Raw genomic sequence first — 11,108 nt, forward strand, 5'->3', positions numbered from 1 at the left:
GGCGCCCCCCCCGCCCCCTCGCGCGGGGGCCCCCGCGCCCGCCCCCCCCCCGGAATGTCCCCACCCCCGTGTGCCCCCCCGCCATTTTGGGGGGGGGGCAAACGGTGCGTCTACCCCTGGCTCAGGGGGTAAGGCGGTTCGGCCCCCGGAACAGGAACGCGGCCTCGCGGATCGAGTCCAGGCCGAGCATGACCATCAGGATCCGACCCAGGCCGGCGCCGAGGCCGCCGTGCGGCGGGCACCCGAACCGGAAGATGTTCATGTAGTCCTGCATCGGCTCGGTGTTCATGCTCTTCTCCTCGGCCTGCTTGAGCAGTACGTCGGAGCGGTGCTCTCGCTGGGCCCCGGTGGTGATCTCCAGGCCCTTCCAGAGCAGGTCGAAGCTGAGCGTCAGGTCCGGCCGGTCCGCCGGACGCATGTGGTAGAAGGGCCGGATGCTGGCCGGGTAGTGCGTGATGAACACGAACTCGTGACCCGTGAGCTCCTTCATGTGGGCAGCGATGGCGCGCTCACCCTCCGGGTCCAGGTCCTCCTTGAGCCCCGCCGGGTCCCACCCGCCGGCCCGAAGGATCTCCTGCGCCTCCGCCATCGTGATCCTGGGGAACGGGGCCTCTGGCACAACGACCTCGACGCCGAAGACCTCCCGGATCGCCTCACCGTGGACCTCTGCGACCTTCGCGATAGCGTGGGCGAGCATCCGCTCCTCGAACGCCATCACGTCTTCAACGTCGTCGATCCACGCCAGCTCGACGTCCACGCCGGTGAACTCGGTCGCGTGCCGGGAGGTGAAGGACGGCTCGGCCCGGAAGACAGGGCCGATCTCGAAGACCCGGTCGATGCCGGCGGCCACGGCCATCTGCTTGTAGAACTGCGGCGACTGCGCGAGGTAGGCCGACCGGTCGAAGTACCCGAGCTTGAACACCTCCGCGCCGGACTCCGATGCAGTGCCCATCAGCTTCGGCGTGTGCATCTCCGTACAGCCGTTCTGCATTGCGTACTCGCGCAGCCCCTGCTCCAGGGTCGTCTGCGCGGTGAACACCATCTGCGCCGTGGCCCGCTTGCGTACGTCCAGGAACCGCCAGTCGAGCCGGTGCTCAGGGCCGGTGTGCTCGTCGATCGGCAGGGGTGTCTCCGCCCGGTTCAGCACCTCGACCGTTTCGGGGACGAGCTCCAGGCCGCCCAGGTTGACCTGAGCCGCCTCTACGACGCGGCCGGTGATCCGGACGGCGGACTCGGGGGTGAGCGATTCGATGGCGGCTTCGAGCGGGCCACCGTCGCGCTTTTGGGTCACCTGGACCATGCCGGAGTGGTCCCGCAGGATGACGAACTGCATCTTCCGCTGCAGCCGGAGTGCGTTCACCCAGCCGGAGACGGTGACGGTCTGGTCGAGGTGTGCGCGTAGGTCAGAAGCCAGTACGCGGCTAGTGGTGTGGATCATCGCAGCCCTCCAGGGGCGTCGTCATGATCCCTTGGAAGCGTGGGCGAGAAGGGTACTCGCGGTGCCACCACGCCTTTGCCACCGCCAGACAGCGGCGGCCTCATTCAGCCCGATGACGGGGGCAAACCGGCGGGGCATTGGGCCCAGGGGCCTTTCCTCCCCGCGCTCGGGAGGGTCTTCACCATGGGGCACGAGTCCGCCTTCACAGCTGCCGGCGGCTCTCTCTGCTCGCGTGATCCGTGGCTACTCGTCTCCGTCGACGCGTTGAGATGAGGATACGGATACGTTCAGGCTCGACGCAACGGAAACGATCGAGACACGCTTCCGGAATTGCCCACAGCAAGGGCGGCAGCATCGGCTGTGGTACACCGAGCGACCCGTCCCGAGCATCTGCGCTGGCGGAGGCCCACAGCCGATTCCCTCCGGTGGCCGCGAGCCCCTCACCGACGCCCGATGAGACAGCGGCCGCTGGAAACCTCTGCGCCAGGGGAGAACGGCGAACGTGTTCCTCCCGCCCCCTTTCCAGGCGTGCGCCCGCGCTTCGGCGACCCGCGCCTCCCTCACCTACTGCCGCCCGTTACTCCCCGAAGCCGACTGCGAAGTGCAGCTGCACGACTCACTGTCGTGGGGAGCCCGCCAGCGCCAATCCCTTCTCCACCTCAAGAGCGAAGATTGCACAGGGTGGTTCGACAACTACGCTGAAGGTTTCGAAACTGTCTGGGCCACCGCACGGTCCTGGATTCCGGACCAGAGGGGGACCGCCGCACATGGGCAGAACTGAGTACTACAACGACCCCGCCGCGCCAAAGGCGAACACCCTAATCCCGGCCAGCAATCTGCTCGTCGTCGACGACAGCGGCGCCATCCTGCTCCAACGGCGCCGCGACACCGGCCAGTGGGCCTTGCCCGGCGGAGCCCAGGACATCGGGGAGACCGCAGCCCAGTGCGCCATGCGTGAATGCCTGGAGGAGACCGGCATCGAAGCCGAGATCACCGGCTTCCTCGGGGTCTACACCAACCCCCGCCACATCGTCGCCTACTCCGACGGCGAGATCCGCCAGCAGTACGAGAACACCTACATCGGTCGGCCGGTCGGCGGTGAGCCCACCATCAATGACGAGGCTGACGGCGTCCGCTTTATCCAGCCCGCCGACCTCTACCAGTACGACATCCACGCCAGCATGCGCCAACAGATCGGTGACTACCTCGCCGGCACCTACCCCTACATCGGTTGAGCCGCCAGCGCCGCCTCCACCTGCTCCACAGCCGCCAGCCCTCGGCTGGCCAGCTCGGCTGCTCCACCTCGCCCTACGGTCCCACCTCCTGAAAGTAGGGCGCGACGCCACAGACGGGCGTGCCGTCGACCGCATCAAGGTCTACGACGTGGAGGTGAAGGAAACCTAGAGAGGTACCAGAGATGACGATCACCAAGCGAAGCGCCAGGGCCGTCCTTTTGGACGGCAACGAGCTCGTCCTCATCAAGCGGACCAAGCCCGGCCGGGACCCGTACTGGGTGACGGTCGGCGGCAGCGTCGAGACCGCGGACGCGAGCATCGAGGACGCCCTACACCGCGAGGTTTTCGAGGAACTCGGAGGCAAGCTGAGCAAGGCGGAGCTCGTGCACCTGATCACCGACACGCTGGAGGGCGGCCTGGGTGTTCAGCACATCTTCGCCGCGCGCCTGGAGTGGATGGACATCGAGGCGCGTACGGGTACCGAGTTCGACAAGCCCGAGCGGGGCGGCTATGAGGTCGTGCGCGTACCGTTCACCGCGGAAGCGATCCGGCAGCTCAACCTGATGCCGCCGGAGCTGGCCGAGTTCGCCACCGGGAACGTCGAGGCCATCACGGCCGTGCTCGACACCCCGATCCGCGCATCCTGACCGGCCGTCGTGTTCATTAACCTCAACGGCCCGGACAAGGCCAGCAACACAACGTAGCTAACGCCTGCTCGGCGCTGACTTCCCCAGCGTCCAACTCCTCGGATTCGCTCACGAGCAAGATGCCCCGCACCCACCGCCACAGCAGGGCTATCGGACGTTGCCTTCTCAGTCCAGGTGCCGCTTCTCCAGTTCACTGTGGATGGCGTCAAGAAGGTCGATGCGTGCCCTCGCCTGCGAAAGCTGCTCCTGGATCTCCGCTTTGGCGTTTTCCGGATCTACGGGCAGCACGGCGCGCATCAGGTGGAGAACCTCCTCGCGCGCAGCCTCTTCGATCACGGCGTGAGGCATCCGGACAACGACGTTGTAGGCGTCGACTTCCGAGATGGCCCACTCACCGTCCCCTTCCTTAACAGCCCAGATGACCGTGCGGGTGGACGGCGAGAGGGTCAGCTGGACGTCCGGATCGATCATCTTACTCAGGACGGGCAGGGCGATCCGGTCGTCGGCGGCAAGGGCGGCAGCTGCCTCGATGGTAGGAACGGACAGGCGACCGGCCAGGGCCCGCGAGACACGGCGCTGGGAGCTGGCGACGTTCGCCGACCTGCTGACTGGCCGGGGTTCGCCCGCCTTGGCTGGCGGCGCTGCTTGGTCCCACTCATGACGGACGCCGCCGAGCGGATCGCGCTCATCGTCGTCCTCATCGGTCCACCACGTGATGACGACGAAGCGGCAGTCGGGAAGGCCCGCAGGGTAGAGGACATGGCTGACGACCTCGACGGTTTCCCAGTTCAAAGCGGGCAGGGACATCTTGAAGACGTGACCGTCCCGGTTCTGACAGTGCTCGTGGACGGTCTCCCATATGCGGAGCACGTCGGGGTCCTTGCACACGTCGCTGATCAGCCCCAGGAGTTCAGGGTCCGGGCTCGGGCTGGCCATCGCGTACTTCAGCAGGCGAACGTACGCGCCAACATGCTGATGCCAGTTGTGATACTGGACGCGAGCCTCGGGACTGGTCAGCGCCCAGCGCATGAGGTTGGCACCAGGTTCCATCACCCACGGCCACCATTCGGCCATTGCCTGGTTGTAGGCCAGGATGTTCCACCTGCTGTCACACAAGTACGTCGGGTCGGGCATCTGCTTGTCTATCAGCAGACGCAACGCGCTCCGGACCCGCGGGTCGCCGGCGTCGGAAGTACCAGTGATGCCGAGGTTGTTGTAGAGCATCAGGGCGTGGGACTCGTCGCGGTCGAGCTGGAGAAGTTCCGCCAGCGCCTCGCACTGGACCCGGTCCAGGCTCCGGGTAGTGGCTCCGCATTCCAGAGCCCGATACCAGCGCTCGGACCGCCCGACGGCCATCGCCACGTCGAGCTGAGTCACCGGCCTTCCCCGTCGCACACTTGCCGCCGTCCGCCATGCGCGCAGCAGACCGCCAAGCCCCATGGTCTGGCCGCTCGACAGGATTTCCTTGTCGTTACATTCCATTTCCTCATCCTTCCGACGGTTCCATCTGCGGCGACCATCTACGGGAATCCCCCGGCATATCGCCAGGCTTCAATAGGATCCAGGATCTCGATACGCGCGAACATCCGCCGACAGGCTTGACTTCCCCATCCAGGTGGATGGACTTCGCTGGATCGGCAAAATTCAACCCACCCAGCCAGTCACAGCAGCCCGATATATCATGGGAACCTGGGCCAGCCTGTACTGAAGTGGTGGTTTCCATGATCCGGGTAGCCGTGGTCGACAACGAGCCACTGATCCGATCCGGCATCACGCACGCCCTGTCTGCGGCCGAGGACATTCAGGTGACGACACAGACTGCGGTCCCCGATGCCTTGAAGACGGTTCAGGACGATCCGCCTGACATCGTGCTCATCGACTGCTCGATTGCTGAGGCTGTCGAGCTTTGTGCTGGTTGGGAGCTGTTGGACCGTCCACGAGTCTGCGCCCTGTCGAGTTCCTCCCAGGAGGAAGACGTCACGTTCGCCCTCGCCTCCGGATCCGCCGGCTACATCCTCAAGAACACGGCCCCCGAGCGCCTTCCTCTGCTGGTGCGCTTCCTGTCGGAGGGCTGGACCGTCACGTCGCCGGAAGTCGGCCACTCGGTGATGACGAGCTTCCACCACGAGTACCTCCGCCACACATCGACGGCGCCCATCGACCGCCTGACTGACCGCGAGCGCGCCGTATTGGTCTTGCTGGCCTGCGGCCTCTCGAACGGCGAAATCGGAACGCGGATCCACTTGAGCCTGGGCACGGTCAAGGATCACGTCCGATCGATCCTCAGCAAACTGGGCGTGCCGAACCGGCTCCAAGCCGCTGTACTCGCCGACCGCGCAGGACTGATGGCGCCACAGCTTGCGGCGACGCATCACACCACAGCCGCACGCCAGCGCGGCCACATCACAGGTGGTTCCTGAACGAGCCCTCCGCCCCTGCAACGCGTCAGGAGCGGCTCTCGCCACACACGGCCGCGTCGTGACCAGGCCCTGCTCGCCTGTCCGCGGATGAGGCGCGCCCAGCGCGGACTCACCCGGCCCGAAGATCCATTGCGCTGCCACAGGCTGCGCACCCAGCCAGCAGCTGTCCGCTCTGCGTCACATTCAAGAGGTCAGACAGATACGTTCGGGGCCGAAACAGACATCTCTACCGGCAAACAGTTTCCGGTCCTGCGGACCGGCAATAAATTGCCGGATTTTCATTCCGCGACTTCCCGGCGGCAGCTTCGCCACCAGGGGGTGAAGAGCAGGCCATAGGGCGCTGCGCCACCACCCGGTCTCCATACGGAAGTTGCGGCCCTCACTCATCGCGCACAGCCGCACCAACCTCCGGAATCTACGCGCGTATCTCTAGGGTTTGTCATCGATTGACGACACCTGCCACGCAGGATTAAATCCTCCTGACCAGCCAGTTCGACCATTCGCGCGGCGCTGGCCGCGTCGAGGGAATCACGATCATGAATTTCTCGCAGAATTAGCCGGCGCCCACTTCATTCACGATGCGGGTATTCATGTCAGCACCCACCGGCCGCTCCGATGTCCTCACGCGACCTGTGTGAGGTTTCTGAGTGAACTCTGGATCTTGTCGCGGGATCCGCATATGTTCGTCGTCGTTCGGCGGGCAGCTGCCCGCCGGGAGGCGAGGACAAGGAGGCTATGCGGCGGGTACCGGAACTGCAGGACCGATCGAGGCCGGACACAACGTCGGCGCCTGGGAGAAGCAACTCCCAAGCGCCGGACGCCAAATGGAACTCCCACCCTGGCAGGGGCTAGAGATTTATCCATCACCACCGCACCGGCCCTTCTCACGGGGCACACCGGCGCGGGATTCACTTCACTGGAGAGTGTTGCATGACCAGCGCATTGCGCGAAAGGCTTCAGAATCCGGGCCGCGTGGAGATGCCCAGCCCCCGGGCTCGCGCGCTGGCCGAGCGGCTTGCCAGCATGCTGCCGCAGGTCGCCGATCTGCACATCCGGCTGCAGGACGGCCGCACGAGCTGGCCTCACCTCGACGTGAGAGCATCCGGCGCCGACGGGCAGGCGGTGCGGATCAGCCGCACCCGGGCCCATGTCGCGGCTCGTTGGATCATCCGCTGCCACCCCGGCGCCGACTGGGCCCTCGCGCGGACCTTCAATCTCCGCACCGGCTCCCTGGACGGGGGTGCTGCCTGATGGCACGCATCCGAACCATCAAGCCGGAGTGGTTCCAGTCGGAGGACCTCGCCAAGGTCAGCCTCCACGCCGAGCGCACCTTCCTCGGTCTCATCAGCCACGCTGACGACTCGGGGCGCCACAAGGATCTCGCATCTCTGATCACCGGATACGTCTGGATGGTGCGCGGGGACCACGACATCGCCGGCGTCGAGCAGGACCTCGATGCGCTGGCTGCCGTCGGCCTCATATGCCGCTATACCGGGTGCGACGGCAAAGAGAACCTGCATCTGGTGACGTGGGAGAAGCACCAGCGCATCGACAAGCGCTCCACCTCCCGGCTGTCCCGCTGCCCGCACCATCAGGTGAACCAGAAGTGCGGGGGCTGCGATTCGGACCGCTGCCCGCAGGCCGAGTGGCGCAACCCGGAACCGACTCCGCGAGGCCTTGTGGAGGACTCCGGGAGGCCTCCGGGAATCCTCTGTCCCCGGGATTCCATCGAATCCGAGGCGGCCCTCTACCCGCGGGACATCGCCGGAGACGCCCTGCTCGCCTCGGAGCCAGAGCCGTCCGCGCCACCCGCGCAGCCGACCCTAGTCAGCTCCAAAGCTGCAGGTCAGACACTTCTCGGGGAGCCCTCGTCGAACACTCCCGGAGGGCTCCAGGAGGGGGATGCGTCTGGATCTAGGATCTTGGATCCTGGATCTTCCCTTACGGGGCGCGAGGCGCCTGCGCCGGTCGCTCCCCCTGGTGCGGTCTCCGCCAAGGAGCTGGTGGCCGAGTACGTCACCGAATGCGGGCAGCGCCCGCCGCAGAAGGTCCTGGGACATTTGGGCCGGGAGATCAAGGACCTGCTCGAAGAGGGCTTCGAGCCGCAGGCGGTGCGCACTGCTCTCGGGCAGCTGCGGGCCAAGGGGCTGAACCCTTCCACCCTCGCCAGCCTGGTGAACGCGGTCGTCAACAGCTCGTCCTCCGCCTCCGGCGCGGGGCCATGGGCCAGCGCTTCGCCCGCCAGCGCGCCCTACTTCAACAGCACCCCCGCCCCCACGACCTTCGGAGTGAGCCTGTGACCCGCACCGCCCTCAGGGAGCCCCTGCAGGCTGGTGAGCACCGACTCGTCGCCCGGTGGCGGGACAAGCTGACCGAACGCGGCATCGACTTCGACGGACCGCAGATGCATGACGGGCTGGACGCCCAGCCCGCCCTCGACGCCGCGCAGGCCCGGATCCCGTTCGACTACCAGGACGCCGTGGCCGACCACCCGGTCGTCGCGGCCTGGGTGGCCAAGGTCGCCGAAACGGCGGTCGCCGACAACCGCGGTGGCCGAGGACGCCGAGCCATCAGCCACGGCCCCTCCCTGCTGCTGTGGGGGCCGACGGGAACCGGAAAGACCCGACAGGCGTACGGGGCCATCCGAGCTCTGACGGCGGCTGGATGCGGCGTGGCCTGGGAAGCGGTCTTCACCGCGAACCTCTACGCAGAGATGCGGCCTCGGCTGGGCGTCGACCCTGAGTGGATGCTGCGCCGCTACATGCGGGCGCCGGTACTTCTCCTGGACGATCTCGGGCTGCCCAAGCACACGCCCTGGAACGAAGAGTTGACCGGGCGGCTGCTGAACTACCGCGCCGAGCGGCACCTGCCGACGATCGTGACCACGAACCTGCCTCCGATCCGTACGCCGGGCATGCCTGCTCAGCAGGAAGTGCTGCGCGACAAGATCGGCGACCGCGTCCTGTCCCGACTGGCCGGCATGTGCGTCCAGGTCGAACTCAACGGGCCGGACCGCCGCTACCTGCGGGCCTGACCCGCTCCTCACCCCGAATACACGGCGCGGCCTCTGCCCCCGCGCCTCTGCCCGCCTCACCGCCTGGACCCTCCACGCCATCCCGCCGCTGCCGCCGGGGACGTGGTGACCGCGCGCCGGCCGTGAGGCACATCGGAGAACCCCATGCACTACATCACCACCCACGAGACCCCGGCCGTCGGCCTGCGCGGCGTCGGCGACCACAGCTGGTACGAGCGCGCGCTCTGCTACGGCATGGATATCGAGGAGGCCGACAAGACCTTCTTCCCCGAGGCCAGCGCCACCGAGGAAATCGAGCAGGCCAGGATGATCTGCGGCCACTGCCCGGTGCGGCAGGAGTGCTTCGACGCCGCCATGGACACGGGTAGCAGTGCGGGGATTCGGGCGGGCCTGACCGAATCCGAGCGTATGCCCTACCACAAGAAGGTCGCCGAACGCCTGGACTACCGGCGCGTCGAGGCCGTCTTTCGCGGGCGCGACGTCGCGCTGTCCACGACCGAGCGCGACCACGTCGTCCGCAAAGCCCTCCAGCTCGGCTGGAGCATCGAGAGGCTGAGCAAGCTGCTGCGAACCGAGTACGACTACACCCGCAGGCTGATGAACAAGCAGCGGAAGGCCATCGCCGCAGAGCAGAAGAAGGCGGCCAAGGATCGAGCGGCTGCCTTCACCAACGCCGAAGTGGTCAACAGCCACAAGGCCCAGGCACCGTCCCTGGTCGTCGGCTTCGGGACGGCCGCGTGACCAACCCCGCAGTGAAGACCGCACCGGTGAGCGCGTGGGACCGGATGGCGATCGTCGCGCTGGGCACCGCCGGCTGCGCCCTGTCATACGACGCACTCCAGCAGATGGCGGTCGCCATCCACGTCCGCGGGTTTCTGACGTACCTCTTCCCGCTCGTGGTCGACGGGTTCATCGCGTACGGCGTCCGCGCCCTGCTCGTGCTGGCCTCCGCCCCGCTGCGCGCCCGCCTCTACGTGTGGACGCTCTTCGGCACCGCGACCGCAGCGAGCATCTGGGCCAACGCGCTCCACGCGGTCCGGCTGAACCAGCAGGCCACGCTCAGCAGCGGACTGCGCCTGGGAGACACGGTCGTCGCGGTGCTGTCCACGCTCGCGCCGCTAGCCCTCGCCGGCGCAGTCCACTTGTACATCCTCATCACCCGCCACCAGGTCAGCGGTTCACCCCAGACCAACGAGGCGGACCAGCGGACCAAGTTTCACCCGGACCGTGGGGCACCCTCGGAGCCACACGTCTGCACCCAGCAAGACCCCCAGTCCGGACCGAACCAAAAGCGGCCACGAGGGGCAGACACCGCGGACCGGACCAGTGGGTCTGCCGGACCGGGCTCCGGCCAAGGAGTAGGACCTGGCATTTCCAACTCCTCGAGCGACGGTCAGGCGGCGGACCACGGACCAGGAGACAGCCGGGGACCCGGCGAGCCGCCTCGGACCGACCTCGGGGCAGGCCCCGAGCCGACTGCGGATCGCAGCAGCAGCGCCGCAGCGCAAGCCGAGGACCAGCGTGGACCGGACCAGCCCTCCGGACCGGGGCCAGCGGGACCGACCCCGGACCAGACCACCGGACCAGCGGCTGATCCGGTGCCGCTGGAGGTGCTGCTCCCCATCGCGCGCGAAGCCGCGCTCGCCGGCGGGCGGATGACTCGGCGGGTCATCGGCCCCTACCTGCGCGAAAGGAACCTCCCGATCGGGAATGAGCGGTTCTCCGAGCTCCAAGAAGCGCTGTACCGGGATCCAGCCCTCTCCCACCTCCCCCGCCCGAAGCGGAGCACGCCCGCAGCCAAGGAACGCCTCACACGCGGCTGATCCTCCAAAGTTGCAGGTCAACGCCCTACGCCTCGATTTCCACGCGGTGGCCCGCCCCTCAACGCGGGCCACCGCCCCTCGCAGACACCGAATGGAGCCAGCTTTGTCCCGCGCACCCGCACCCCACAGCCGTCCACGGGTGGCCGACGATGCCGAGGCCTACGCCTGGGCGGAAGTCCTGGTCCGCCACGGCCACCTCCACGCCGCTGTACCCACGCCCGCTGGGCAGTGGCTCGTCCAGGACCACCCCGACGCGCCCGTCCGGGTCCTGCCCGGCCCGAGCGCGTTGGTCGAGGTCGCGGCCAATGTTCAACGCTGCATCCGCCGCATAAGGGCCCGCAGGTCATGACGAACCCGATCAGCCCCCCGCCCAGCTCCACGAGGCAGCCGGTATCCAACCCGACCTCAGGACGAGCAAGTTATCGGCCAAGTCACACTTACCCCTGGGGGGCGGGGGGTTGGGCCCAGCCCCCCCCCGGGGGGGGGGGGCCGGGCCCCGTGGCGTTTAGAC

Annotated in this window: 11 protein-coding genes and 1 pseudogene; 9 read left to right on the forward strand and 3 right to left on the reverse strand. The window is 67.4% G+C overall.

Annotated features, from left to right (window positions below):
- Positions 1–121: 121 nt before the first annotated feature.
- Complete coding sequence (gene aspS / locus ACFXA3_RS21230; protein ID WP_385188858.1) at positions 122–1,438, reverse strand: aspartate--tRNA(Asn) ligase; 1,317 nt, start codon at positions 1,436–1,438, stop codon at positions 122–124.
- Between the two features lie 767 nt (positions 1,439–2,205).
- Between aspS and ACFXA3_RS21235 the strand changes: the two genes are divergently transcribed.
- Positions 2,206–2,673 (forward strand): NUDIX hydrolase, encoded by a 468-nt coding sequence (locus tag ACFXA3_RS21235; protein WP_385188859.1) that lies wholly within the window; start codon positions 2,206–2,208, stop codon positions 2,671–2,673.
- A 76-nt stretch (positions 2,674–2,749) separates the two neighbouring features.
- Here the strand turns inward: ACFXA3_RS21235 and ACFXA3_RS21240 are convergent.
- Positions 2,750–2,827, reverse strand: a pseudogene (locus ACFXA3_RS21240) (S-adenosylmethionine-dependent methyltransferase); the annotation flags it as partial.
- 28 nt (positions 2,828–2,855) lie between these two features.
- Between ACFXA3_RS21240 and ACFXA3_RS21245 the strand changes: the two are divergent.
- A complete protein-coding gene (locus tag ACFXA3_RS21245) occupies positions 2,856–3,320 on the forward strand; it encodes an NUDIX domain-containing protein (RefSeq protein WP_385188861.1) in 465 nt (154 codons plus the stop codon).
- 165 nt (positions 3,321–3,485) lie between these two features.
- Here the strand turns inward: ACFXA3_RS21245 and ACFXA3_RS21250 are convergent, their stop codons facing one another.
- The gene (locus ACFXA3_RS21250) at positions 3,486–4,802 is read right to left on the reverse strand and encodes an XRE family transcriptional regulator (RefSeq protein WP_385188863.1); all 1,317 of its coding nucleotides are present in this window, start codon (positions 4,800–4,802) and stop codon (positions 3,486–3,488) included.
- A gap of 239 nt (positions 4,803–5,041) precedes the next feature.
- On the opposite strand from ACFXA3_RS21250, the gene ACFXA3_RS21255 reads away from it, so the two are divergent.
- From ACFXA3_RS21255 to ACFXA3_RS21285, 7 genes are all read left to right on the forward strand, one after another.
- Positions 5,042–5,740 (forward strand): LuxR C-terminal-related transcriptional regulator, encoded by a 699-nt coding sequence (locus ACFXA3_RS21255; protein ID WP_385188875.1) that lies wholly within the window; start codon positions 5,042–5,044, stop codon positions 5,738–5,740.
- A 930-nt stretch (positions 5,741–6,670) separates the two neighbouring features.
- Positions 6,671–6,991, forward strand: coding sequence for a transcriptional regulator (locus tag ACFXA3_RS21260; RefSeq protein ID WP_385188865.1), 321 nt, complete (start codon positions 6,671–6,673; stop codon positions 6,989–6,991).
- A complete protein-coding gene (locus ACFXA3_RS21265) occupies positions 6,991–8,040 on the forward strand; it encodes a hypothetical protein (RefSeq protein ID WP_385188867.1) in 1,050 nt (349 codons plus the stop codon). The genes ACFXA3_RS21260 and ACFXA3_RS21265 overlap by 1 nt, the downstream gene beginning before the upstream one ends.
- Positions 8,037–8,774 carry an ATP-binding protein gene (locus ACFXA3_RS21270; protein ID WP_385188869.1) on the forward strand — a complete coding sequence of 246 codons (738 nt, stop codon included), beginning with the start codon at positions 8,037–8,039 and terminating at the stop codon, positions 8,772–8,774. The genes ACFXA3_RS21265 and ACFXA3_RS21270 overlap by 4 nt, the downstream gene beginning before the upstream one ends.
- A gap of 144 nt (positions 8,775–8,918) precedes the next feature.
- Entirely contained in the window at positions 8,919–9,515 is a 597-nt protein-coding gene (locus ACFXA3_RS21275) for a WhiB family transcriptional regulator (protein ID WP_385188871.1), read from the forward strand.
- A gap of 44 nt (positions 9,516–9,559) precedes the next feature.
- A complete protein-coding gene (locus ACFXA3_RS21280; RefSeq protein ID WP_385188877.1) occupies positions 9,560–10,597 on the forward strand; it encodes a DUF2637 domain-containing protein in 1,038 nt (345 codons plus the stop codon).
- A 139-nt stretch (positions 10,598–10,736) separates the two neighbouring features.
- Positions 10,737–10,946, forward strand: coding sequence for a hypothetical protein (locus tag ACFXA3_RS21285; protein ID WP_385188873.1), 210 nt, complete (start codon positions 10,737–10,739; stop codon positions 10,944–10,946).
- Positions 10,947–11,108: the final 162 nt, after the last annotated feature.

Origin of the sequence: Streptomyces sp. NPDC059456 (assembly GCF_042750055.1) — a bacterium.
In the GTDB taxonomy this organism is placed as follows: Bacteria; Actinomycetota; Actinomycetes; order Streptomycetales; family Streptomycetaceae; genus Streptomyces.

Excerpts from the sequence above, each read along its gene's own strand:
- ACFXA3_RS21280 (WP_385188877.1), top strand. The coding sequence starts at position 9,560 with ATGGCGATCGTCGCGCTGGGCACCGCCGGCTGCGCCCTGTCATACGAC.
- ACFXA3_RS21265 (WP_385188867.1), top strand. The coding sequence starts at position 6,991 with ATGGCACGCATCCGAACCATCAAGCCGGAGTGGTTCCAGTCGGAGGAC.
- aspS (WP_385188858.1), bottom strand. The coding sequence starts at position 1,438 with ATGATCCACACCACTAGCCGCGTACTGGCTTCTGACCTACGCGCACAC.
- ACFXA3_RS21260 (WP_385188865.1), top strand. The coding sequence starts at position 6,671 with ATGACCAGCGCATTGCGCGAAAGGCTTCAGAATCCGGGCCGCGTGGAG.
- ACFXA3_RS21275 (WP_385188871.1), top strand. The coding sequence starts at position 8,919 with ATGCACTACATCACCACCCACGAGACCCCGGCCGTCGGCCTGCGCGGC.
- ACFXA3_RS21235 (WP_385188859.1), top strand. The coding sequence starts at position 2,206 with ATGGGCAGAACTGAGTACTACAACGACCCCGCCGCGCCAAAGGCGAAC.
- ACFXA3_RS21255 (WP_385188875.1), top strand. The coding sequence starts at position 5,042 with ATGATCCGGGTAGCCGTGGTCGACAACGAGCCACTGATCCGATCCGGC.
- ACFXA3_RS21245 (WP_385188861.1), top strand. The coding sequence starts at position 2,856 with ATGACGATCACCAAGCGAAGCGCCAGGGCCGTCCTTTTGGACGGCAAC.
- ACFXA3_RS21250 (WP_385188863.1), bottom strand. The coding sequence starts at position 4,802 with ATGGAATGTAACGACAAGGAAATCCTGTCGAGCGGCCAGACCATGGGG.